Annotated in this window: 20 protein-coding genes; 10 read left to right on the forward strand and 10 right to left on the reverse strand. The window is 73.1% G+C overall.

From position 1 onward, the window contains the following. Positions 1 to 71 precede the first annotated feature (71 nt). Entirely contained in the window at positions 72 to 1,157 is a 1,086-nt protein-coding gene (locus A6Q81_RS07635; RefSeq protein WP_236749713.1) for a glycosyltransferase family 4 protein, read from the reverse strand. A gap of 144 nt (positions 1,158 to 1,301) precedes the next feature. On the opposite strand from A6Q81_RS07635, the gene A6Q81_RS07640 reads away from it, so the two are divergent. Continuing rightward, positions 1,302 to 2,033 carry a class I SAM-dependent methyltransferase gene (locus A6Q81_RS07640; protein ID WP_236749712.1) on the forward strand — a complete coding sequence of 244 codons (732 nt, stop codon included), beginning with the start codon at positions 1,302 to 1,304 and terminating at the stop codon, positions 2,031 to 2,033. Then, the gene (locus tag A6Q81_RS07645; RefSeq protein WP_286690065.1) at positions 2,000 to 6,031 is read left to right on the forward strand and encodes an alpha-(1->3)-arabinofuranosyltransferase domain-containing protein; all 4,032 of its coding nucleotides are present in this window, start codon (positions 2,000 to 2,002) and stop codon (positions 6,029 to 6,031) included. Before A6Q81_RS07640 ends, A6Q81_RS07645 begins: the two co-directional genes overlap by 34 nt. Here A6Q81_RS07645 and A6Q81_RS07650 read toward each other — a convergent pair. Both A6Q81_RS07650 and A6Q81_RS07655 read right to left on the reverse strand, forming a co-directional pair. Next, positions 5,932 to 7,194 (reverse strand): acyltransferase family protein, encoded by a 1,263-nt coding sequence (locus tag A6Q81_RS07650; RefSeq protein ID WP_286690066.1) that lies wholly within the window; start codon positions 7,192 to 7,194, stop codon positions 5,932 to 5,934. The two genes, A6Q81_RS07645 and A6Q81_RS07650, sit on opposite strands and share 100 nt — an antisense overlap. After that, positions 7,191 to 9,017, reverse strand: a complete 1,827-nt coding sequence (locus A6Q81_RS07655) for a hypothetical protein (protein WP_286690067.1) — start codon at positions 9,015 to 9,017, stop codon at positions 7,191 to 7,193. The genes A6Q81_RS07650 and A6Q81_RS07655 overlap by 4 nt, the downstream gene beginning before the upstream one ends. Before the next feature lie 89 nt (positions 9,018 to 9,106). On the opposite strand from A6Q81_RS07655, the gene pgfA reads away from it, so the two are divergent. The 3 genes from pgfA (at position 9,107) to rpsA (ending at position 13,097) form a co-directional block, all read left to right on the forward strand. Further along, positions 9,107 to 10,111 (forward strand): cell envelope lipid trafficking protein PgfA, encoded by a 1,005-nt coding sequence (pgfA, locus tag A6Q81_RS07660; protein WP_286690068.1) that lies wholly within the window; start codon positions 9,107 to 9,109, stop codon positions 10,109 to 10,111. 78 nt (positions 10,112 to 10,189) lie between these two features. Further along, a complete protein-coding gene (locus tag A6Q81_RS07665; protein WP_286690069.1) occupies positions 10,190 to 11,455 on the forward strand; it encodes a M18 family aminopeptidase in 1,266 nt (421 codons plus the stop codon). 196 nt (positions 11,456 to 11,651) lie between these two features. After that, entirely contained in the window at positions 11,652 to 13,097 is a 1,446-nt protein-coding gene (gene rpsA, locus A6Q81_RS07670) for a 30S ribosomal protein S1 (RefSeq protein ID WP_067858104.1), read from the forward strand. Positions 13,098 to 13,177: 80 nt separating this feature from the next. Here rpsA and A6Q81_RS07675 read toward each other — a convergent pair whose 3' ends face one another. After that, positions 13,178 to 13,339, reverse strand: coding sequence for a hypothetical protein (locus tag A6Q81_RS07675; protein WP_286690070.1), 162 nt, complete (start codon positions 13,337 to 13,339; stop codon positions 13,178 to 13,180). Between the two features lie 93 nt (positions 13,340 to 13,432). On the opposite strand from A6Q81_RS07675, the gene A6Q81_RS07680 reads away from it, so the two are divergent. Then, positions 13,433 to 14,386 (forward strand): GlxA family transcriptional regulator, encoded by a 954-nt coding sequence (locus tag A6Q81_RS07680; protein ID WP_286690071.1) that lies wholly within the window; start codon positions 13,433 to 13,435, stop codon positions 14,384 to 14,386. 147 nt (positions 14,387 to 14,533) lie between these two features. Here A6Q81_RS07680 and A6Q81_RS07685 read toward each other — a convergent pair whose 3' ends face one another. Next, positions 14,534 to 15,748: a class I adenylate-forming enzyme family protein gene (locus tag A6Q81_RS07685; protein WP_286690072.1), complete on the reverse strand. Its 1,215-nt coding sequence runs from the start codon at positions 15,746 to 15,748 to the stop codon at positions 14,534 to 14,536. Between the two features lie 72 nt (positions 15,749 to 15,820). Here A6Q81_RS07685 and A6Q81_RS07690 point away from each other — a divergent pair, with 72 nt between their 5' ends. Next, positions 15,821 to 16,729: a VldE C-terminal domain-containing protein gene (locus tag A6Q81_RS07690; protein WP_286690073.1), complete on the forward strand. Its 909-nt coding sequence runs from the start codon at positions 15,821 to 15,823 to the stop codon at positions 16,727 to 16,729. Position 16,730: 1 nt separating this feature from the next. Then, positions 16,731 to 17,327, forward strand: coding sequence for a dephospho-CoA kinase (gene coaE / locus A6Q81_RS07695; RefSeq protein ID WP_286690074.1), 597 nt, complete (start codon positions 16,731 to 16,733; stop codon positions 17,325 to 17,327). 98 nt (positions 17,328 to 17,425) lie between these two features. Here coaE and A6Q81_RS07700 read toward each other — a convergent pair whose 3' ends face one another. Continuing rightward, on the reverse strand, positions 17,426 to 18,370 hold the full coding sequence (locus tag A6Q81_RS07700; RefSeq protein ID WP_067858091.1) for a sigma-70 family RNA polymerase sigma factor: 945 nt from the start codon (positions 18,368 to 18,370) through the stop codon (positions 17,426 to 17,428). A 259-nt stretch (positions 18,371 to 18,629) separates the two neighbouring features. On the opposite strand from A6Q81_RS07700, the gene A6Q81_RS07705 reads away from it, so the two are divergent. Next, the gene (locus A6Q81_RS07705) at positions 18,630 to 19,133 is read left to right on the forward strand and encodes a hypothetical protein (RefSeq protein WP_067858089.1); all 504 of its coding nucleotides are present in this window, start codon (positions 18,630 to 18,632) and stop codon (positions 19,131 to 19,133) included. 9 nt (positions 19,134 to 19,142) lie between these two features. Here the strand turns inward: A6Q81_RS07705 and A6Q81_RS07710 are convergent, their stop codons facing one another. Further along, positions 19,143 to 20,438 carry a geranylgeranyl reductase family protein gene (locus A6Q81_RS07710; RefSeq protein WP_067858086.1) on the reverse strand — a complete coding sequence of 432 codons (1,296 nt, stop codon included), beginning with the start codon at positions 20,436 to 20,438 and terminating at the stop codon, positions 19,143 to 19,145. A gap of 36 nt (positions 20,439 to 20,474) precedes the next feature. Here A6Q81_RS07710 and A6Q81_RS07715 point away from each other — a divergent pair, with 36 nt between their 5' ends. Continuing rightward, positions 20,475 to 21,200 carry a queuosine precursor transporter gene (locus tag A6Q81_RS07715; protein WP_067858083.1) on the forward strand — a complete coding sequence of 242 codons (726 nt, stop codon included), beginning with the start codon at positions 20,475 to 20,477 and terminating at the stop codon, positions 21,198 to 21,200. A gap of 27 nt (positions 21,201 to 21,227) precedes the next feature. On the opposite strand, the gene A6Q81_RS07720 is transcribed toward A6Q81_RS07715, so the two are convergent. From A6Q81_RS07720 to A6Q81_RS07730, 3 genes are read right to left on the reverse strand one after another with little or no spacing between them, the layout of a single operon-like run. Beyond that, positions 21,228 to 22,535, reverse strand: a complete 1,308-nt coding sequence (locus A6Q81_RS07720; protein ID WP_286690075.1) for a tRNA guanosine(34) transglycosylase Tgt — start codon at positions 22,533 to 22,535, stop codon at positions 21,228 to 21,230. Between the two features lie 31 nt (positions 22,536 to 22,566). After that, positions 22,567 to 23,226 (reverse strand): M50 family metallopeptidase, encoded by a 660-nt coding sequence (locus A6Q81_RS07725; RefSeq protein ID WP_286690076.1) that lies wholly within the window; start codon positions 23,224 to 23,226, stop codon positions 22,567 to 22,569. Positions 23,227 to 23,251: 25 nt separating this feature from the next. Beyond that, positions 23,252 to 23,656, reverse strand: coding sequence for a tetratricopeptide repeat protein (locus A6Q81_RS07730; RefSeq protein WP_067858074.1), 405 nt, complete (start codon positions 23,654 to 23,656; stop codon positions 23,252 to 23,254). Between the last annotated feature and the right edge of the window lie 98 nt (positions 23,657 to 23,754).

The raw sequence follows: 23,754 nt of genomic DNA on the forward strand, positions 1-23,754 counted from the left end.
GACCGGGCCCCTCGTCGTTGCTGTGCGTGCTGCGTGGTGTCTCGTGAGCCGGGTGGTGCTGACCGTCGGGCTCAGTCGTCCAGCGCCGCGGCGAACGCGGCCTGCGAGGCGCCCCACGTGAACGTGGCCGCCTTCGTGCGAGCGCCCTCGCCGAGGAACGTGCGCCACTCGTGGTCGGTCACCAGGTCGCACGTCGCCCGCACCAGCTCGTCGCGGTCCTCGACCAGCAGGCCGGAGTCCTTGTGGTCGATCGACTCGGTCGTGCCGCCCGCCGACGCGTAGGCGACCGTGGGCGTGCCGTGCGCACCCGCCTCGCCGACGACGATGCCCCAGCCTTCCTTCAGCGAGGGCAGCAGCATGATCCAGGCCTGCGCGAGCAGCGCGTGCTTGGTGGTGTCGTCGACGTGGCCGTGGAAGACGACGGCGTCGGACACGCCCGCCTCACGTGCGTAGTCGTGCAGCTGCTCGTCCCACCAGCCCGACCCGACGACGTCGAGCACGGCGCCCGGGTGGGTGCGTCGCACGGCCACGAGGGCGTCGATCGCGTGCTCGACCTGCTTGTGCGGGACCAGGCGGCCGAGCACCACGAGGCGCGGGACGTCGGAGCGCTCGACGTCGACGCGCGGCGCCGGGTCGTTGCCGTTGTGGACGATGCGGATGCGGTCGCGGTCGACGCCGAGCTCGACCAGCTCGGCCTTGCTGGCGGCGGAGACCGTCACGTAGCGGCTACGGCGGTAGAGGCGGGGCGCGAGGCGGCTCTCGATCCACCACCCGACGCGACCGACCAGGCCCGGGTAGACGACGGGCCACTGCTCACGGTGCACGTGGTGCACCAGCACGACGACGCGCGCGCGGGTGGCCCAGCGGGTGAAGAACGGCAGACCGTTCTGCACGTCGACGACGAGGTCGACGCGCCCGTAGCGGCGGGTCAGCAGCCGCAGGAAGGTCAGGACGTAGATGTCGAGCTTGCTGCCGCGCCGGACGAAGCGGACGCCGTCGACGACCTCGTCGTCAGGCGCGCCGTCGTGGCGGGCGCAGGCGATCGTGACCTGGTGGCCGCGCTCGACGAGGCCGCGAGCCATCGTCTCGACGTAGTGCTCGGAGCCGCCGCCCTCGGGGTTGCGCGTGTCGCGCCAGTTGCAGAAAAGAATGTGCACGTGTGCCCCGGCGTGGTTAGCCGGTCCCTCCTCGTGCCGGCCGCGGCCGACGCTCCCTCGACGCCAGGGCGCCGTCCGTGTCCCTCAACACGGTGATCGCAGTCTACGTCAGGAATGGACCTCCGTGGGGGGTATCGTGCCCTGGTGCCTGCGCCGTTCCGTCCCACGCTGCGCCGCTCCTGGCGGCTCTTCCGGGCGTTCCAGGTGGAGCAGACCGACCCCGACCGCTTCTACGGTGCGCTCGCGGCCGACTCCGTCGCGCACGTGCAGCACTTCGCCGACCTCGACGGCGCGTGGGTGCTCGACGTCGGCGGCGGACCGGGCTACTTCGCGCGCGCCTTCCGCGGGGCGGGCGCCCGGTACACCCCGCTCGACGCCGACCTCGGCGAGCTGTCCGGGCTGGGGTCGCCCGAGCCGGGCACCGTCCTCGGCAGCGGCATGCAGCTCCCGTTCGCCGACGGCAGCTTCGACGTCACGTACTCCTCGAACGTCCTCGAGCACGTCCCCGACCCGTGGCTCATGGCCGACGAGATGGTCCGCGTGACCCGTCCCGGTGGGCTGGTCTTCTGCTCCTACACCCTCTGGTGGGGACCGTGGGGCGGTCACGAGACGGCTCCCTGGCACTACCTCGGCGGCCACCGCGCCGCCCGACGCTACGCCCGGCGCGAGGGGCACCCCCCGAAGAACGTGTTCGGCACGTCGTTGTTCGCGGTCACGGCCGCGGCCGGACTGCGCTGGGCACGGTCGCGACCCGACGTGGAGGTGCTCGCGCTTGTGCCGCGCTACCTGCCGCGCTGGGCGTGGTGGGTGCTGCGCGTGCCCGTCGTGCGTGAGGTGGTGACGTGGAACCTCGCGATCGTGCTGCGCAGACGCTGAGGGGGGACGGTCGCCGACGCACGCGCCTGGTCGCGTGGTCCGCGGTGCTCGTGGCGCTCGCGTTCGCCCAGGCCCCCGGTCGGGTCGTCACCGACACCAAGCTCGACCTCACGGTCGACCCGTGGGGCTTCCTGGGCCGGGCGCTGACGCTCTGGGACCCGTCGGGCGCGTTCGGTCAGGTGCAGAACCAGGCGTACGGGTACCTGTTCCCGATGGGCCCGTTCTTCGGGCTGGGTGACCTCGCGCAGCTGCCCCCGTGGGTCGTGCAGCGTGCGTGGTGGGCCGTGGTGCTCGTGGTGGCGTTCGTCGGGGTGGTGAAGCTGGCCGAGGCCCTCGGCATCGGCTCGGACGCCTCGCGCATCGTCGCGGCGCTCGCCTTCGCGCTGTCGCCGCGCATGCTGTCGGTGCTGGGGCCGTCGTCCATCGAGGTGTGGCCGTCGGCGGTGGCCCCCTGGGTGATCCTCCCGCTCGTCCTCGGCGCTCGCCGTGGCGACCCGCGCCGGTACGCGGCGCTCAGCGCCCTCGCCGTGGGCGCGGTCGGCGGCGTCAACGCGGTCGCCACCTTCGCGGTCGTGCCGCTCGCGGGCTGGTTCCTGCTCGTCGGGACGAGCGGGCCGCGACGTCGGGCGCTGCTGCTGTGGTGGCCGCCGCTCGTGCTGGCCGTGACCTGCTGGTGGATCCTGCCGCTCCTGCTGCTGGGCCGCTACAGCCCGCCCTTCCTCGACTACATCGAGTCCGCCCCGACCACGACGTTCGCGGCGACCGTCCTCGACGCGCTGCGCGGCACGACCAACTGGGTGCCGTACGTCGACCTCTGGTCCGACGCCGGACGCCTCCTGGTCACCGACCGGCTGCTCGTCCTCAACGGCGTGCTCGTGCTGGCGCTCGGTCTCGTCGGACTCGCGCGGCGCGACGTGCCGCACCGTCGCTACCTGGTCACCGGGCTGGTGCTGGGGCTCGTCGCGGTCACCGCCGGCCACGTCGGCGCGACGCGGGGCCTCGGGGCGACCGACGTCCAGGCGCTGCTCGACGGCGTGCTGTCGCCCGTGCGCAACACCCACAAGTTCGACGTGCTCGTGCGCCTGCCGCTCGTGCTGGGACTCGCGCACCTGCTGGGCGTGCTCCTGGCGCGAGGGTCGGGTGCCGTGCGACGCACGAACGCCGTCGGCGTGGCCGTGCTGGCCTGCGCGGCACTCGCCGGAGCGACGGCACCGGCGTGGACGGGTCACGTCGCTCCGCGCGGCAGCTACGTCGACGTCCCGCAGTACTGGACGCAGACCGCCGACTGGCTCGCCGACAACGCACCCGGCCGGGCCCTGCTGCTGCCGGCGACGACGTTCGGCGAGTACGCGTGGGGTCGCACGAACGACGAGCCGCTGCAGCCGCTCGCGCGGTCGCCGTGGGCGGTCCGCAACGTCATCCCGCTCACGCCGGGCGGCACCATCGAGTGGATGGACGCGGTCTCGGCGGCGCTCGAGTCCGGACGCGGCGACGCCGGTCTCGCGGCGACCCTGCGACGCGCCGGCGTGCGCACGTTCGTCGTCCGGTTCGACGTCTCCCGCTCCGGCGACGTGCTGTCGCCGGAGACCGTGCGGTCGACGCTGCTCAGCACTCCTGGCGTGCGACGCGCGGCGGGCTTCGGCCCGGTGATCGGCGGCGGGCCCCGGCTCGACGGCGCCGACGGACCAGGACCCTTCGTCGACGCCGGGCTGCAGGCCCCGCGGCAGGCCGTCGAGGTCTTCGTCCTCGACGGCGTCGACCCACCACGCACCGCCACGTCGACGTCGCGCACGGGTGTGCTGGTCGGCGACGCGCGGTCGCTGCTGCGTCTGGAACAGCGCGGTGCAGCGCCCCCGACGACGGTGATGGCGCAGGACGTGACGGGCGACGAGCTCGACGACGCGCCGGTCGTGCTGACCGACGGCAACCGGCGCCGCGAGGCCGACTTCGCGGCCGTCCGCGACAACCGGTCTGCCTCGCTGACCCGGCAGGAGCCGTGGCGCGCCGACCGGCCCGTCCACCGGTACTCCCAGGACGCCGTCGAGCCGTGGTCGACCGTGCCGGTGCTGCGCGGTGCCAAGGCGCTCACGGCGTCGTCGTCGCGGTCCGACGCCGGTGCCTCGCCGTGGACCGACCCGTCGGCGAGCCCGTGGGCCGCGTTCGACCGCGACCCGACGACGGCGTGGACCGCGGATCCCGGCCGGTTCGACCGGACGGCCTGGCTCGACCTCGACCTCGGCCGCGAGGTCGACCTCGGCATCGTGCCGATCACCGCGGCCGGCCGCGACGGCGAGGAGCGCCGGGTGCGGGTGACGACGCAGGACGGGCCACGCGACGTCGTGCTCCGCGACGGTCGTGCCGTCCTCGTGGAGGTCGGCCGGGTCTCGCGGCTGCGGATCAGCGGAGCCACGAGCGCCGAGCGCCCCCTCGCCCTGCAGGAGGTCGGCATCCCGGACGCGGTGGGCCTCGCGCGACCGCTGCGTCTCCCGCTCCTACCCCGAGGGTGGGCGGCGCCGGCCACGGTGCTCCTGCAGGCCGACGTGGGCGCTGCCGACGGCTGCTCCGTCGTCGAGGGCGTGCAGAACTGCTCGGACCGTCACGTCCGCGAGGTCGAGGACGCCGGCGCGCTCGACCGGCTCGTCCCGCTGCGCACCGCGGCGCGCTACCGCCCGTCGATGACCGTCACCGGACGTGGCGGCCAGGCGCTCGACGCCCTCGTGCAGCGCGGCCGGCTCGCCACCGTGGAGGTCTCCTCGCAGCAGGGCACGTCGGGGCGGGGCGGGGCACTCGCGCTCGCCGACGGCGACCGCTCGACCGGATGGGTCGCCGCGGCCGACGATCCCGACCCCACCGTGACCCTGCGCTGGGCGCGCCCGGTCCGCCTCGACCGCGTCCGTCTGCAGACGTCCGTCGACCTGGCCGCCACGCCCGTCCGGTCGGTGCGGACGGTGCTCGCCGACGGCACCACCCGCACCGTGCAGGTCCGTGACGGGGTGCTGCGGCTGCCGCGCGTGCGCACGACGTCGGTCGAGCTGCACCTGTCGCCGCAGGCGCCCCGTACCGACCTGGACTTCACGGGCACGGCGCGCGCCCTTCCGGTGGGCCTCACCGAGCTCTCGACGCCCGGCGTCGCCGGACTCCCGGTACGCCTCGACACGGTCGACGTCACGGTGCGGTGCGCCGACGGGCCCACGGTCGTCGTCGACGGCACGGTGCGACGCACCCGTCTGGCCGTCGACGCCCGCACGCTGCTGTCGGGCCAAGCGGTCCCGGTGCAGCTCTGCTCCGACGACGACGTCGCGCTCACCTCGGGCGAGCACCGCGTGGTGGCGGCGGGCACGACGGCACTGCGCCCGGCCGACCTGCTGCTGCAGCGTCAGGTCGCGACGCCCGACTCGGCGACGGTGGTGCTCGCCGAGCGGTCGAACACCAACGCCGGCTGGGAGGCCACCGGACCCGACGGGGCGGCGCTGCGGCCCACGGTCGTCGACGGCTGGCGGCAGGCCTGGTTCGTGCCGGCGGGTGCCGCGGCGCAGGTGAGCACGAGGTTCGCCCCGCAGTCGCTCTACACGACCGGCCTCGGCGTCGGTGTGCTCGCGTTCCTGGCCGTGGTCCTGCTCGCAGCGCTCCCGTCACGCCCGGGTCCGCCCGCGCGCCGCCGTGTCGAGGGCGCGTCCGGCGAGACCGTCGTCCTGGGCGGCTGGGTGCTGGCGGCGGCCTGGCTGGCCGGAGCGCCGGGCGTGCTGACCGCCCTCCTGGCCGTCGTGGCGACGTGGGCGGCCCGGCGACGTGTCCCGCCCGCTGCCCTCGTCGGGCTGCTCGTCGCCGTGGCCGGCGGGATCGCGGTGCTGCGCCCGTGGGGACAGTTCAGCACGTGGTCGGGCGACCTCGCGCTGCCTCAGCTGGCGGCGCTCGCCGCCGTGTCGGTCGTGGTGGCCGCCGGCGCGCGCCGACCGAGGTTCTTGAGGCGGAGGAACGGGCGCTCGACCAGTCGGTAGAGCAGCTCCGAGACGGGCAGCGACACGGCAAGGACCAGCACGACGACGAGCGGGAACGACGCGTTGAAGAGCGTGAGGTCGAGCCGGTCGAACAGCACCCACAGCACGATCACGTGGCAGCAGAAGAGGCTGTAGGACACGTGGCCGAGGTGCCGCAGCCACGGGTGCGCCATCCAGCGGGCGTAGGGGGTCTCGGCATCCCCGAACACGCTCGGGAGCACCACGAGCGCGGCGACGACCGCGTACGCCACGGCGCGCACGAGCGACTCCGACGACGTGCGCGCGAAGAGTCCGGCCGCGCCGCCGAGCGGGGTCGACGCGACGACGAGCACCGCCCCTGCCAGGAGCCAGCAGGCACCCGGGGCGGACGCCACCGACTCGAGGCGGTGCGCGACGCGCGACGGGCGCCCGGGCAGCGGATGGCGGCGGTCGACGTCGACGACGGCGAACGCGATGCCGACCGCGAACCAGCCCAGGAAGGCCGGGAGCGCCTGCGTCGTCCAGGGACCTAGTGGCACGAGCGGGCCGCCGATCGAGGCCGCCGACGTCCAGACGAGCGACAGCACGGCGAGGACGGAGAGCAGCGTGAGCACCCGCCTGACGCGCAGACCGTGGGTGCGTCGACCCAGCAGCACGACGAGGATCAGGGGCAGCGCGGCGTAGAACGCGACCTCGGTCGCGAGGCTCCACATCTGCGAGAGGCCCTCGGGCAGCGCCGGCTCGCGGTAGAGGTCCACGAGCGCGAGGTTCTGCACCCAGCGGTCCAGGCCGAGCTCGCGGTTCTGCCGCACGATCAGCAGCGCCAGCACGACGGTGACCCAGTAGACGGGCAGGACGCGCAGCGCGCGCTTCCAGGCGTACCGCGCCACCGAGTCGTGGTGCTCGCAGGTGCGCGCCGCGGTGAGCCAGGGATGCGCGAGCAGGAAGCCGGACAGCACGAAGAAGACGGCGACACCGACCTCGAGGCGCTGCATCGCGGCTCCGAGCAGACCCTCGTCGTAGAACCCGGCCCAGAACGCGCAGTGGGTGAGCACGACCGCGAGGGAGGCCACCGCGCGCAGCGTGTCGAGGCCCGGGTACACGGGTGCGACGGCGCGTCCGCCCGACGTCCGGTCGGCGGGTGCCGCGGGGGAGGTGGGGGAGCCGGGAACCGTCGCCGTCATCGCAGGGCCTCCAGCGTGCCCGCCGCGACGCGGTCGACGCAGACCGTCAGGCCGGGCGTCGTCACGTCGACCTCGAGCGTCGAGTAGGCGCCGTCGCCGTTGACGAGGTAGGTGTGCGGGCCGCTGAGGACCTGCATGCGTACGGGCTCGCGGCCGTCGAAGCGCAGCACGGCCTCGCCGTCGACCGACGCGGCGTAGTTGATCGTGGTCCACGGGAAGTCGGGCATCTGCGCCCGGTCGAGCGCGATGCGCCCCGGCTCACCTGGTACGACCTTCGTCCCGCAGCCGGCCACGGGTCCGGGAGCGCTCTCGGCGCCGCGCACGAGCGGCTGGCGCGCCGTGCCGTCGGTGTCGAGCACCGCGAGGTCGTTGCCCTGCCTGCGTGCGTCCACGAGATCACCGTACGGCGCGAGCACGTGCGACGGCAGGTTCCGCGGGTAGTGCAGCCCGAGCTGCACGAGCTCCGGGACCTCGAGGTCGGCGACGGGGCGCGGGTCGGCGAGCAGCGACGCGCGCGCGTTCTCGACGTAGCGACGCGCGGGGAAGTCCTCGTGCCACGGTCGCGCGTAGGCGGCCGCGTTCACCAGCGACGCGACGAGCACGACGGAGAGCGCGGCTCTCTGCGCTGCGCGCGGCACCGAGGGCAGACGGGGCAGCAGCGGACGCTCGCGCACGGTCGGTGCGTCGGGCACGCGCACCGGCAGGACAGCAGCGGCCAGCGCCAACGGCAGCACTGCGGCGAGGTCGGGCAGGTAGCGCGTGAACTGGCCGGCGACGGCCCCGACCTGCAGCCCACGGCCGAGGGCGATCGCGACGTAGGTGCCCGCCACCTGCACGAGCACCACGACGACCGCACGCCACGTGGTGCTCGGGTGCCGACGCCACGCGACGGCGACGACCACCAGGACCGCGACGGCAGCCACCACGCGCACCGCGAGCAGGGGGTCGGGGACCGACAGCGGGTCCGCGGCGACGTCCCAGCGCCAGGGTCCGCCGACCAGCCCGGGCAGCACGGACGACAGGAGGAGCCGGTCGGCGACGCCGAGCCACGGCGTGGCACCGGTGACCTGCACCGGCGGGGGCGTGGTGGCCCGGTAGAGCACGAGGTAGGCGACGCCGAGCGCGGCGAGCGGCGCGACCACGGGGCCGTGCCGGCGTACGACCCGGCCGAGCGTGCTCCGTCCGGTCCCGGAGCAGAACAGGACGACGAACGCGCCCACCGGCAGGGCCATGAGCAGCGCGCGGGGTCCGCTCGCCGCGCCGAGGAGGTAGGCCAGCACCACGAGCGCAGCCCAGCGCGGCCGTCGGTCACGGGTCCAGAGCACGAACCCCGTGACCACGAGGAAGAACGCCACCTGAGCGGGGAGCGCGTTCAGCGCGACGGCCCACCAGGAGCTCGCGTCGGCGGCGAGGGGGAGGAAGCAGAAGAGCGCGAACGGCACGAGGACGAACGGGCGCGGACCGAAGACCGTGCGCAGCATGAGCCAGCACGCGGCCGTCGCGGCGGCCGACAGCACCAGCACCGACGTCGCGGCAGCCCACCACGCGTACGGTCCGGCGGCGGCGACCAAGGCGGCGACGACGCGCCCGAGCGGCATCAGCTGGCTGTCGTTCGGCTCCAGGAGCACCGTGTGCAGCGGCCGCGCTGCGTCCTCCAGGAGCAGCAGGTCGTCGGAGTAGAACCAGCCCGGGACGACGATCCAGGCACGCCAGGCGAGCTGGGCCAGGAAGAGCACGAGAGCGGCGCCGGAGACGAGCTCCCGGGTGCCGACGCCCTCGTCGCGCAGGGTCCCGAGCAGCCGGCGCGTGACAGGTTCGACCACGACTCATCCTCACACACGTCGGGTGCGGCTCCGATGACCCTACGGACTGGTAACGTGCGCCTGATCACAACAGCGGAGGGAGCCCGACTGTGGGTAAGAAGCTGGGACTGGTGGCGCTCGTGCTGGGCGCCTTCCTGGTTCTTCTGGCAGGACTGAGCAAGTTCTACATGTACGACCGTCTGGCCGTGGTGCCCGACAACAACGAGACCACGAGCATCTCGCAGACGGCGCCGGGAGAGGACGCTGAGTACCTCAACGTCGGCGCCGAGGGCGGACCCGCGGTCGAGACCGGACCCCTGAAGTCCACGCGTATCGTGCAGGGCAACGTCGACCTGAGCGAGAAGGCCTCCGACGAGCTCGGCCGCGACGTGGCCGTGTGGGACACCTACACGTGCACCGACACGCCCGACTTCGACTGCGCCAGCGGGCAGACGCCGCTCAGCAGCACGAAGGACCGCGTCGCGTTCGACGCCCACACCGGCGAGACCGTCTCGTGGAGCGGCTCGACCACGGAGACCGGTGGCGAGGAGTCCGAGGGCGCCTTCAAGGGCCTGTACTTCAAGTTCCCGTTCGGGACCGAGAAGAAGACGTACGACTTCTGGGACGGCACCCTGAAGAAGGCCACCCCGGCCGTCTACAAGGGCGAGACCACGATCAAGGGTCTCGACGTCTACGAGTTCGAGCAGGTCATCGAGCCGACGAAGACCGGCACGATCGACGTGCCCGGCTCGCTCGTCGGCGAGGACGCCTCGCAGGTCACGGCCGACCGGATCTACGCGAACACGCGCAGCTTCCTGGTCGAGCCCGTCACCGGCGTCATCATCAAGGGCGGGGAGGCACAGGACTCCTACCTGGAGGTCGACGGCGAGCGCAAGCTCACCACCACGAAGGCGACGCTCGGCTACACCGACGCCTACATCCAGGACACCGTCGATGAGTACAAGGGCAAGGCGACGCTGCTGAAGGCCGTGGACACCACGTTCCCGATCGTCGGCGGCATCGTCGGACTCGTCCTGCTGGTCCTCGGCGTCGCGGGCCTGGCCCGTGGTCGCAAGGCCGCAGGTCGCCAGGACGGCGGCACGCACACCGCCTGAGCCGCAGGCACCTTCGTCCGGCGCGTCACCCATGGGTGGCGCGCCGGACGTGCGTCCGCAGGTCGCTACGGTGGGGCCATGGGTGCCGCCGACGACCTCTGCCGCTTCGTGGACGCCTCGCCGTCCCCGTTCCACGCCGTCGCCACCGCGGCCGCCGCGCTGGAGTCGGCGGGGTGGTCGAGGGTCGACGAGCGCGCCGCGTGGCCCGCGCCGGGTGGTCGCCGCTACGTCGTGCGCGGCGGGTCGCTCGTGGCGTGGGACGACACCGCCTCGTCGGCCGCCTCCGACGCGTTCAGGATCGTCGGTGCGCACACCGACAGCCCGACGCTGCGCCTGAAGCAGCACCACGACCGACGCTTCGAGGGCACCGACGTGCTCGCGCTCGAGCCCTACGGCGGCCCCCTGCTCACGACCTGGCTCGACCGCGACCTCGGCGTCGCCGGCCGCGTCGTGCTGCGCGACGGCGAGGAGCGGCTCGTGCACGTCGACGAGCCCGTGCTGCGGGTGCCGAACCTGGCGATCCACCTCGACCGCGACGCCGCCGGCGCGCCCGACCGTCAGCGTCACCTCGACGCGATCTGGGCGCAGCGCGGCACCCCGTTCCTCGCGTGGCTGGGGGAGCGGGAGGGCTTCGGCGCCGACGACGTGCTCGGCTTCGAGCTCATGACGGCCGACGTCGTGCCCAGTGCGCGCGTGGGCGTCGACGGCTGGCTGGTCGCGGCACCCCGCTTGGACAACCAGGCCACCTGCTTCGCCGGGCTGCAGGCGCTGCTCGACTCCGCGGCCGGCGGCAGGGCGCCGGTGGACGGCCAGCGGTCGGTGCTCGTGCTGTTCGACCACGAGGAGGTGGGCAGCTCCTCCGAGCGCGGCGCCGCCTCGGACCTGCTGCTCACGGTGCTCGAGCGCATCGTCCTGGCCGCCGGTGGCGACCGCGACGACCTGCACCGCGCGGTCGCGGGCTCGGTCTGCGCGTCCGGCGACATGGCGCACGCGACGCACCCCAACCACGCCGAGCGTCACGAGCCGCTGCACCACGTGCGCCTCGGCGCCGGACCGGTCCTCAAGGTCAACCAGAACCTGCGCTACGCCACCGACGCCGTCGGCGCCGCAGTGTTCGCACGGGCCTGCGAGCACGCCGGGGTGCCGCTGCAGCGCTACGTCCACCGGGCCGACCTGCCGTGCGGCTCGACGATCGGGCCGATCAGCGCCGCACGCACCGGCATCACCACCGTCGACTTCGGTGCCCCGCAGCTGGCCATGCACTCCGCGCGGGAGACGATGGCGGCCGCCGACGTCGAGCACTACGTGCGTGCGCTGACCGCGTTCTTCGCCCTGCCCGCCTGAACGTCGTCCGGCCGTCCCTCACGACGCCCCCGGTGGTCCGGGAACGACGGGGATCGCGTACCCTGAGAGGTGCGCTGGTGACCTGTGCGTTCCTCGGACCGAGCAGGAGCGCTCCTCGCACGCCCTCACGGGGCGTCCGAGGCACGTCCGCCGGCCGCTATCCCTACATCATCCATCCATCGGAGTCCATCTACCTATGAGCATCGCACCCTCTGCGGCACCGCAGGTTGCGGTCAACGACATCGGCACCGAGGAAGACTTCCTCGCGGCCATCGACTCGACCATCAAGTACTTCAACGACGGCGACATCGTCGACGGCACCATCGTCAAGGTGGACCGCGACGAGGTCCTCCTCGACATCGGCTACAAGACCGAGGGCGTCATCCCCTCGCGCGAGCTGAGCATCAAGCACGACGTCGACCCGCACGAGGTCGTCGCCGTCGGTGACAGCGTCGAGGCCCTCGTCCTCCAGAAGGAGGACAAGGAAGGCCGTCTGATCCTGTCCAAGAAGCGCGCCCAGTACGAGCGCGCCTGGGGCGACATCGAGAAGATCAAGGCCGAGGACGGCGTCGTCGAGGGCACCGTCATCGAGGTCGTCAAGGGCGGCCTCATCATGGACATCGGACTCCGTGGCTTCCTGCCCGCGTCGCTGGTCGAGATGCGCCGCGTGCGCGACCTCGACCCGTACATCGGCCAGAAGCTCGAGGCGAAGATCATCGAGCTCGACAAGAACCGCAACAACGTGGTCCTGTCGCGCCGTGCGTGGCTCGAGCAGACCCAGTCGGCCGTGCGCCAGAAGTTCCTCGACGAGCTCAAGAAGGGGCAGGTCCGCAAGGGCGTCATCTCCTCCATCGTCAACTTCGGTGCGTTCGTCGACCTCGGCGGCGTCGACGGTCTCGTCCACGTCTCCGAGCTGTCCTGGAAGCACATCGACCACCCGAACGAGGTCGTCCAGGTCGGCGACGAGGTCACGGTCGAGGTGCTCGACGTCGACCTCGAGCGCGAGCGCGTGTCGCTGTCGCTCAAGGCGACGCAGGAGGATCCGTGGCAGCACTTCGCCCGGACCCACCAGATCGGCCAGATCGTGCCCGGCAAGGCCACCAAGCTCGTCCCGTTCGGTGCGTTCGTGCGCGTCGAGGAGGGCATCGAGGGCCTCGTGCATATCTCCGAGCTGGCCGAGCGTCACGTCGAGATCCCCGAGCAGGTCGTCCAGATCGGCGACTCGGTCATGGTCAAGATCATCGACATCGACCTCGAGCGTCGTCGCATCTCGCTGTCGCTCAAGCAGGCCAACGAGACGCAGGCCGCTGCGGCCGACGACTTCGACCCGACGCTCTACGGCATGACGTCGTCCTACGACGAGCAGGGCAACTACATCTACCCCGACGGCTTCGACCCGGAGACCGGCGAGTGGCAGGAGGGCTTCGAGGAGGCCCGCGCTGCCTGGGAGAAGCAGTACGCCGAGGCTCACGAGCGCTGGGAGGCGCACAAGAAGCAGATCGAGGAGGCCGAGAAGGCCAACATCGAGGCCGGCGAGGTCAGCAACTACTCCGCCGGTGGCGACGTCGAGACGGGCGAGGGTTCGCTCGCGTCCGACGAGGCCCTGCAGGCCCTGCGCGAGAAGCTGACGGGCGGCGAGTGATCCTCACCCGCTGAACGACCGCACGACGAGACCCCCGGCCGATGGTCGGGGGTCTCGTCTTGTCGGGGCGAGGGCCGGGGTCACCGGACGGGCAGGTCGTGGTCGTCGGCCCGCGACGGCTCGAACGGGTCGCGTGGGCGGCTGCGCGGCCCGGGACGGCTGCCGTAGCCGTCGAGGGAGACGCAGATCGCGAGGGCGATGACGAGGGCGGACAGGGCCAGGAGGATGAGCAACAGGAACATGGCAGAAAGTCTCGTCTCCGTCTGATCCTGCCACCAGTGGCAGAAAAGCCAGTCATCCTCGATAAACCGCCACACCTGTGGCAGGCTGGGTCCATGAAGAAGGTCGCGGTCGTCGTGCAGGACGGGGTCGAGGCGTTCGGCCTCGGAGCCATCTGCGAGGTCTGGAACGAGCCCTACCACCCCGAGGACGACAACCCCGTCTTCGACTTCACGATCTGCACGCCGGAGCCAGGGCGGGTCCGTGGCTCGAGCGTCGACCTGCACGTGGAGGCCTCGCTCGACGCGACCGCCGACGCCGACCTCGTGTGCGTCGCACCGAAGCGCGGCTACCGCCACCACCACCCGGCCGCCGTCGAGGCCGTCCGCGTGGCGGGGGAGCGCGGCGCCTACGTCTCGGCGCACTGCACCGGCGCGTGGCTGCTGGGCGAGGCGGGCCTGCTCGACGGGCGGGAGTGCACGACGCACTGGCGCTACGGCACGGAGCTGCAGGAGGCCTTCCCCACGGCGGTCGTGCGGCCGGAGGTGCTCTACGTCCTCGACGGCAACGTGCTGACCGGGGCCGGCTCTGCCGCCGGCATCGACGCCTCGCTGCACCTCGTGCGGCGGGTGTTCGGGGCGCGCACCGCCGCGACCACCGCACGGCGCATCGTCATGCCGCCGCACCGCACGGGCGGGCAGGCGCAGTTCGTGCGCACCCCGGTCGGCCAGGTCGAGGCCGAGACGTTGTCGCCGGTGCTCGAGTGGGCGCTCGAGCACGTCGACGAGCCGCTGCCCGTCGACCGGCTCGCCGCGGTCGCGCACATGTCGCCGCGCACCTTCGCCCGGCGCTTCCGCGACGAGACCGGCACCACCCCGCTGCAGTGGCTCACCAGCCAGCGCATCGCTCTGGCCGAGCAGCTGCTCGAGGGCTCGACGCTCTCGGTGGAGCAGGTCGCGTCCCGCGTCGGCTTCGGCAACGCCGCCACGCTGCGCCACCACTTCACCCAGGCGCTCGGCACCACGCCCCAGGAGTTCCGCCGCACCTTCGCCTGCGCCGACGCGGGCTGAGCGATCCGTCGCTCGTTGCTGATCCCCATCTGGTGGCACTCACCATGGTTCTTCCTCACTCACCGGCGGGATCAACCGCAGGTGAGTGAGGATTCCCCTCGGGTGATGGGAATCCTGGGACGGTTGCGACGGACGGGGTCGGGGAGCTCAGAGCTCGGTCCGGCGCACCTTGCCGGTGGCGGTGCGGGGGAGGGCGTCGAGGCGCAGGTACTCCTTGGGCCGCTTCGGCGGCGCGAGGCGCTCGAGGGCGCGCGCCCGCAGGGTCTCCTCGTCCGCGTCGCCGACGTAGGCCGCCACCACCCGCTGGCCCCACCGCTCGTCCGGCCGGCCGAACACGGCCACCTCGAGCACGCCGGGCAGGTCCTCCAGCGCCGCCTCGACCTCGGCGGGGTAGACGTTGACGCCACCGCTGATGACGAGGTCGCTGCGACGGGCGTCGAGGTAGACCCAGCCGTCCTCCACGCGGCCCAGGTCGCCGACCGTGAACGCCGGGCCGTCCGGGGTGTCGCGCCAGGCCTGCGCGGTCTTCTCCTCGTCGCGCCAGTAGGTGAAGCGTCCCCAGCGCGGCACGACGCACCACAGCTGGTCCTCGTCGTCGACCGTCACCACCCGGCCGGGCCGGGCTCGGCCGACGCTGCCGGGACGCTCGTGCCACGCGTCACCGCGACAGGCCGTCCACTGTCCCTCCGTCGACCCGTAGAACTCCCACACGGTCCGCTCGCCGAACTGCGCGTGCGCGCGGCGTCGGACGGGCTCGGGGCACGGTGCGCCGGCGTGCGCCACGAGCCGGAACGACGAGAGGTCGGGCTCGTCGCCCGTCTCGTCGAGGTGCTGCTGCAGGCGCTGCAGGTGCGCCGGCACGCAGAACATGGTCGTGGGACGAACCTGCGCGACGGCGTCGACGAAGGCGGCCGCGTCGAAGTGCGGCAGCACCGCGATGCTCCCGCCGGCCAACAGGGTGCCCGTGGCGAAGCGCAGGGGAGCGGAGTGGTAGATCGGCGAGACGACGAGGTCGACGTCGTCGGCCCGGAAGCCCCAGAGCTCGCGCTCCTCGACCACGAGGTCGCGCGCGTCGTCCGGCTCGAGCAGGCCCGACCACACACCCTTCGGTCGACCGGTCGTGCCCGACGTGAAGTGCATGGGCCGGCACAGCGGGTCGGGCGCGAGGTCGACGGGTGGTCCGTCCAGGAGGGCCCGCAGGGCGGCCGAGTCGTCCACGACCAGCGCGGCGTCGAGGTCGCCGAGGACCCGATCGCGCTCCCAGGCGGTCAGGCGCGGGTCCAGCGGCACCGGCACGACGCCCGACCGTGCCGCGCCGAGCACGACGCTCGCGTAGGCCGGCTCCCCGGGGCACAGCAGCACGAGCCATCCACCCGCCCAGTATGCTGCAGGGGTTGGTCGGTCCTGTTCCCCACCACCTGAAGGTGATCGTCTGTGGCTTCCTCGCGCCACAAGCACGCCGTGCCGCGGCGTGCCGGACGCGGGTCGAGCGGACCGCGGACGCCGGGCGGGGCCCGACGCAGCAGCCGTCACGCGGCGCCGTCCTGGCAGCGTCGCGCCGTCACCGTCGTCCTCCCTGCCGTGAGCGTGGTGGCGGTGCTGGGCGCCGCTGTCGCCGTGGTGCAGGCCCAGAGCCCCGACCCTGCGACCACGGCGCCGCGCGCAGCCGCCGCGCCCGTGCAGGACGACGTCATCGCCGAGGCCTTCGAGGAGGCTCCGGAGGTGAACCGCAGCGCAGAGCGTCCCGAGCTGCCCGTGGAGGGCACCGTGCAGGTGGTCGTCAAGGGCCAGCAGGTCGCGCTCGACGACGGCGTCGCCGTGCACGCCGACGCCGACTCCGCGTCGCCGGTGCTGAAGCGGCTCGAGCGCGGGCAGAAGATCGACGTCACGGGCCGGACCCGCGACGGCTGGACCGAGGTGGTCCTCGCCGACCTGCCCCGCTGGGTGCCGTCGCGGCAGGTCGCCGACGACCTCCCGCTCGGCACGCAACCCTGCAACAAGATGTCGGAGGCCGGTCTGCAGCCCGACACCGTCAAGGTGTTCCGGGCCGTGTGCGAGCGCTTCCCCCAGGTCGGCGAGTACGGCGGCATCGCCGGACGTGGTGAGCACGCGACCGGTCAGGCGCTCGACATCATGGTGCGCGGCTCGCTCGGCGACGAGATCGCCGCCTTCCTGCAGGAGCACCGCAGCGAGCTCGGCATCGAGTACCTGATCTGGGAGCAGCGCATCTGGCGGCCCGCCACCTCGGCCAGCTGGCGGCCCATGAGCGACCGCGGTGGCGACACCGCCAACCACGTCGACCACGTGCACGTGACCACCTACGGCAGCGCGGCGACGGGCTGACATGACCCTGCACGTCGGCCTCACGGGCGGCATCGGCTCCGGCAAGAGCACCGTCAGCGCGCGGCTCGCCGAGCTCGGCGCGGTCGTCGTCGACTACGACCTGCTCGCGCGCGAGGCCGTCGAGCCCGGCACCCGCGGGCTGGCAGCGATCCGCGAACGGTTCGGCGACGCCGTGGTCGCCGCCGACGGATCGCTCGACCGCCCGGCCCTCGGTGCCGTCGTCTTCGCCGACGAGGCCGCCCGACGCGACCTCGAGGCCATCACCCACCCCGCGATCCGCGAGCTCGCCGCGGCCCGGGTCGCCGCGGCGCCCGATGACGCCGTCGTCGTGCACGACCACCCGCTGCTCGTGGAGATGGGCATGGCCGCCGCGTGCGACGTCGTCGTGGTGGTCGACCTGCCCCCCGAGCTGCAGGTGCGAAGGCTCGTCGAGCAGCGCGGCATGGCCGAGGACGACGCCCGCGCCCGCCTGGCCGCCCAGACGAGCCGTGAGCGGCGGCTCGAGGCGGCCGACGAGGTGCTCGACAACCAGGGCAGCCGCGAGGACCTCCTCGCGGCGGTCGACGCCCTCTGGGCGCGCCTCACGTCCGACCGCTGAGCAGCGCGTCGGCGCTGGACAGGACGAGGCTCTGGGCACGACGAAGCCGCCCTGTCGGGGGTGGCAGGGCGGCTTCGGGCTGGCGGTCCGAGGGGGTGTCAGGCCGCCAGGTCGGGGTCGGCGATCTTGCGCAGCGTGACGAGCGCCTGGCGCTCGAGCTGGCGCACGCGCTCGGCGGAGATGCCGTGGCGCTTGCCGATGTCGGCGAGCTTCTGCTGACGACCGTCGAGCAGGCCGTAGCGGGCCCGCACGATGTCGGCCTCGCGGGCTCCCAGGTGGTCGATCAGCGAGCTGATCAGGTGCTTGGTCTCGTCGTCCAGGACCGCCAGGTCGGGGCCAGGCTGGGTCTCGCGGGCGATGAGGTCACCGAGCGAGGTGTCGCCGTCCTCGTCGACCGGGGTGTCCAGGCTGACGTGGTCGCGACCCCAGGACAGCAGGTCGATGACGCGGTCGACGTCCATGCCGAGCTCGTCGGCGATCTCCTGCGGCTCGGGGTCGTAGCCGAGCGTGCGCTCGAGCGTCCGGCGTGCCGCCGTGACCTGGTTCAGCTCCTCCACCACGTGCACGGGCAGCCGCACGACGCGCGCCTGCTGCGCGATGCCGCGGGTGATCGCCTGACGCACCCACCAGGTGGCGTAGGTGGAGAACTTGAAGCCCTTCGCGTAGTCGAACTTCTCGACGGCGCGGATCAGGCCGGTGTTGCCCTCCTGCACCAGGTCGAGCATCGGCATCGCGGAGCGGCCGTACTTGCGCGCGATCGAGACGACCAGGCGCAGGTTGGCGTTGATGAACTCCTGCTGGGCGCGCTCGCCCTCGGCCGCGATGAACTCGAGCTCTTCGCGGGTGGCCCGCTTGGGTGCGCCGCCCTTCGCGCGGCCGATGCGTCCTTCGTCGAGCAGGTGCTGGGCGTAGAGGCCCGCCTCGATGCTGCGGCTGAGCTCGACCTCGCGGGCGGCGTCCAGCAGCGGCGTCCGGGCGATCTCGGCCAGGTACATGCCGACGCTGTCCTTGCCCTCGGCGCTCTCGTGCCTCGTTGACGTCATGTGAATACGCCTCCCATCGTGTCTGTACCAGTGCAACGCACCGGACACACCGGGGATTCCACTCTCAGCCTCTTCTTGGCAGGTGTTCGCCGGGGTCTCAGGCCCATCTCCGGACCGCCCGCAGGAGGGTCACGGAAGGGTCCGGCGCGCCGCGGACGGGTGCGCACGGTCTCACACCGCGAGCCTGTTCCCCTCAAGTGGGACGAGGGACTAGGTTGTTCCCGTTCTTCATCCTTTTCTCAGCAACGGAAGGTTCCCCATGGCAGCCGACTTCAAGGCGCTCTCCAAGTTCGACCAGGGTGCCCTGGTCGCGGGCGCTGTCGCGATCCTGTTCTCGTTCTTCGACGCCTTCGTCACGGCCTCGGTCAAGGGCAGCGGCGACTTCGCCGTCAACACCTCGGCCGGCCGCAACGCCTGGTACAGCTTCGCGACCCTGGGCATCCTGCTCGTCATCGTCGCGGTCGCCGTCGTCGCGGTGAAGGCCTTCGCCGCGCAGAACCTCCCCGACGGCGTCCCGTGGCGCCTGGTGGCGCTCGCGACGGCCGCGCTCGGCACGATCCTGCTCGTCCTGCGTCCGCTCACCGAGGGCGGCGACGTCCCGTCCGGCATGGGCGTCGACGTGAGCGTCGGCCCGGGCTGGTCCGGCTACATCGTCTGGATCGCCGCGATCGCGCTGACCGTCTTCACGGCACTGTCGTTCAAGGACTCCGGCGAGAAGCTGCCCGAGGTCAACAAGAAGTCCGACCCGCCCGCCGCCTCCTGAGCGCAGCGGTCAGGCGGTGAACGGCGGTCGGTCGTCGAGCGCGACCGACCGCCGTCCCGCCCACCTCCACAGGCGCGCGGTGACGTCGCGGTCCTCGTCGGTGACGAGGTTGCCCATCACCCGCAGCGCCACGGTCATCAGGGTCTGCGAGCGCATGCCGAGCGGTCCGAACGTCGGCAGCAGCCGCGGCACCGTGAGCAGCCCGGCCAGACGACGCGCGATCGAGAACGCCTCGCCGTAGTGGCCGGTCAGCAGCTGGGGCCACGCCTCGGCGACGTCGGTGCGTGAGGCGAGGAGCTCCGCGCCGACGCGTCCCGTCTCCAGGCCGTAGTCGATGCCCTCGCCGTTCAACGGGTTGACGCACCCCGCCGCGTCCCCGACGAGGATCCAGTTGGGTCCGGCGACACCCGACACCGCACCACCCATCGGCAGCAGGGCCGACGTCGGCAGACGCAGGTCGGGCCCGAGCTCCCACTCCTCGCGCCGCAGCTCGGCGTAGTACTCCATGAGCGGACGGATCTGCAGCGCCGCCGGCCGCTTGGCCGTGGCCAGCGCGCCGACGCCGAGGTTGACCTCTCCGCCCTCGCCGGCCGTGCCGAGGGGGAAGATCCAGCCGTATCCGGGCAGCAGAGCGCCCTTGTCCTTCGCCGCCCGTGGCCCGGCACCCCCGCCGGGCGCCGCCCTCAGCTCCAGGTGGGAGGAGATCCACGGGTCGTCGAAGCGCCCGGACTTGACGTAGGAGCGGCCGGCGACCCCGTAGGCGGTGTCGCGATGCCACTCCCGCCCGAGGACCTTGCCGAGCGGCGACCGCACACCGTCGGCGACCACGAGTCGTTCGCAACGCACGACGTGCCGCTGCTTCTCGGGACCGACGACGAACACGACGGCGCTGACCCGGCCGGAGCCGTCGCGCTCGACGTCGACCGCCCGCGCGCGGTCCAGCGGCTGCGCACCGTCGGCGAGCGCGACGTCGCGGATGCGCGCGTCGAGCTGCGTGCGGGGCACCGCCGAACCGTGGTCGGGCAGCGAGCCGCCGGGCCAGGGGAGCAGGAGCTCCTGGCCGAAGCCCGCGGCGCGCAGGCCACGGTTCGTGCCGAACGAGCGGGTCCAGTCGCCGAGGCCGAGGCGGTCGAGCTCGGCGACGGCGCGAGGGGTCAGGCCGTCGCCGCACGTCTTGTCGCGCGGGAACGCCGCCGCGTCGGCCAGCAGCACGTCCGCACCCGCCCGGGCCGACCAGGCTGCCGCGGCAGCGCCGGCGGGCCCGGCACCCACCACGAGGACGTCGGTGCGGTCGGGCAGGCTCATGGGGCGATCATCCCATCCCGTGCCAGGATGTCGCTCATGACCTCGTCGTCCTCCGCGCCCTCGCAGGCACCGGGCCAGGAGGTCCGGTTCGCGTCCTCGGGCTCGTCGGCCTACGCCGTCGTGCTCGCGCTGTTCGCCACCATCGTGGTCGTCTCGAACGTGGTGGCCACCAAGCCGATCGAGGTCGGCTCCGGCTCGCTCACGCTCGGGCCCGTGCAGCTGTGGCCGCTCATCATCGACGGGGGAGCGGTGCTCTTCCCCCTCGCGTACGTGCTGGGCGACGTGATCTCGGAGGTCTACGGCTTCCGCGCGGCACGTCGGGCCGTGCTCACCGGCTTCGCCTGCGCCCTGCTGGCCGTCCTGACGTTCACCGTGGTCGCCCGTATCCCGGGCGCCTCGTTCTACGGCAACGACGAGGCCTTCTCGACCGTCCTGGGCCCGGTGGCGCAGATCGTGCTGGCGAGCGTCGCCGGCTACGTGTGCGGGCAGCTGACCAACGCCTGGGTGCTCACCCGGATGAAGGCGCGGACGGCCGAGCGCGCGCTGGTGGCGCGGCTCGCGTCGTCGACCGGTCTCGGCGAGCTCGTCGACACCTTCCTGTTCTGCGCGATCGCGGCGAGCGCCATCGGCATCACGGGCACGGGCGGGTTCCTCAACTACTTCGTGGTCGGGGTGCTGTTCAAGGTGGCGGTGGAGCTGCTCGTCATGCCGGTGACGGTGCTCGTGATCGCGCGGCTCAAGGCCGCCGAGCCCACGTACTGAGCCCTGCGGCGCGGTCCGGCGCTCGCCTCAGCGGGAGGAGCGGATCCGGCCCATCGTCTCGGCGCGCAGCTCGTCGAACGTGCCGTCCTCGAGGGCGGCCCTCATGCGGTCGACCAGGCGCACCACGTAGCGCTCGTTGTGGATCGTGGTCAGGGTCGCGGCGAGGTACTCCTTGGCCTTGAACAGGTGGTGCAGGTAGGCGCGCGTGTAGTGCGCGCAGGTGTAGCAGTCGCAGTCGTCCTCGATCGGCTCGAAGCGGCGGCGCGACCGGGCGACGAGCAGGTTCTCGCGTCCGTCGGCGGTGTACACGCGCGAGGAGCGCGCCACCCGCGACGGGCCGACGCAGTCGAACGTGTCGGCACCCGCCTCGACCGCGGCGAACAGGTCGTCGGGCTCGCCGATGCCGAGCAGGTGACGGGGCTTGTCGTCGGGGAGCTCGTCGGTGACCCAGCCGACGATGGTCGCCAGGTTCTCCTTCTCGATGGCGCCGCCGATGCCGAACCCGTCGAAGCGCGTGCCGTCGACCTCGAGCTCGGCCAGGTGCCGTGCGGCGCGACGGCGCAGGTCCTCGTGCTGGGCGCCCTGCACCACCCCGAACAGGGCAGGTCCAGCGGGCCCGGCGGGGGTGCCGGGCTGGGGGCGGCGAGCGGGCCCGGTGGGGGTGCCGGCGAGGGTGCCGGGCTGGGGGCGGCGAAGAGAAGAGAGGCGGCGGTGCTCGGCGAGGCAGCGCGCGGCCCACGCCTCGGTGCGGGCCAGCGACTCCTCCTGGTAGGCGCGGCTGTCCAGGAGGGTGGTCAGCTCGTCGAACGCGAAGATGACGTCGGCGCCCAGGCGGTGCTGGATGCCCATGGACACCTCGGGGGTGAACCGGTGGGTCGAGCCGTCGAGGTGGCTGCGGAAGGTGACGCCGTCGTCGTCGACGTGCGCCAGGCGGTCCTTGTCGGTGGCGATGACGTCGGCGGCCTCGGACGTGGAGTCCATCGACAGCGTCTTGCGGAACCCGGCGCCGAGGCTCATGACCTGGAAGCCGCCGGAGTCGGTGAAGGTCGGGCCGGACCAGCCCATGAACCGGCCGAGCCCGCCGGCCTCCTCCACGACGTCGTCGCCGGGCTGGAGGTACAGGTGGTAGGCGTTGGCGAGCAGGGCCTGCGCGCCGAGCTCGGCCATCGCCTCCGGCAGCACCGCCTTGACGGTGGCCTTGGTGCCGACGGGGACGAAGGCGGGCGTGCGGATCGTGCCGTGCGCGGTGGTGAGCGTGCCGGTGCGGCCGGCGCGGTCCCCGAGGCGGGCGCCGACCTCGAAGAGCGGCGGGGTCGTGGTGGGCGAGTCGGTCACGGGCTCATCCAAGCAGGCGACGGGCCCTGCGTCAGCGCAGGGCGGTGAGGTCACGCAGCAGCGTCCAGGCGGGGACGAGGGCGCCGAGGGTGAGCAGCACGAAGCCCGCGTTCCAGGCCGCGGCGGGCAGGGGCGTGAGCCGGGCGAGCACGTCGGCGTCGCTCGTGCGCGACCGCGACCTGCGCCGCGACGACCACAGCTCGACCGTGGTGCGCGGTCCGCCGACCAGCAGGAACGTGGAGAGCGCGACGGCGGCGAACCCCTGCGCCGACGGGTCGGTGCGCCACACCAGCAGCGCGACGCCGGCTCCGGCGAGTCCCACCACGAGGAGACCGAACACGTTGCGGATGAACACGAGCATGCCGGCGACGACAGCGAGCGCGGTCCACAGGGCCCAGGCGGTGCGATCGAGCGACACGAGCGCGAGCAGCCCGAGGCCGAGGGCGCTCGGTGCGAGGTAGCCCGCGGCGGCGGTGGCCGCCATGCCGGGGCCGGTGGGCCGGCCCACCGAGGTGGTCAGCCCCGAGGTGTCGCGGTGCAGGCGGACCCCGTTCAGGCGCCGACCGGTCAGCACGGCGACCAGCGCGTGGCCCGCCTCGTGCACGAGGGTGACGACGTGCCGGCCGGCCCCCCATCCCCACGGCAGCAGCGCCAAGGCGGCGCCGACCGCCGCGGGGACGTAGGGGCTCATCGGGCGGCTCCGGCCGGACCGGGGCTCAGACGACCGGTCGGTCGACGAGCTGCACGCGCGAGGCGTCGCGGGCCGACTCGCCCATGGCGGCCGCCATGCGGTGCATGAGCGCACCCTCGCGGTGACGGCTCTGCCGGTCGAGCGTCAGGCCGAGCGCGGTGTGCGCCCAGCCGCTCGTGGGCTCCAGCTCGACGAGCCGACGGAACGCCTCCTCCGCAGGCCGCAGCTGGGCGGCCGCGAAGTGGGCACGAGCGAGCAGCTCCCACGCCGACGCGTTGTCGGGGGAGTCCTCGACGACCCGCCGCAGGACGCGCGCGGCGTCGCGGGGGTAGCGCGACTCCAGCAGCTCCTCGCCGAGGCGGAAGGCGTCGAAGACGTCCATCGCCGCGATCTGGTCGTCGGAGATGTTCGGGGTCAGGTAGATGGTCATGGGGCTCCTCCTCCCGGGGCGTGCTGGTCGGGCTCGTCAACGGCGTCGTCGTCCGGTTCATTCCCGCGCTCACGGGGCCGGCGCGGGGTCCTGCTGGT

Source organism: Aeromicrobium sp. REDSEA-S38_B2, from assembly GCF_001628525.1.
GTDB classification, from domain to species: Bacteria; Actinomycetota; Actinomycetes; order Propionibacteriales; family Nocardioidaceae; genus Aeromicrobium; species Aeromicrobium erythreum.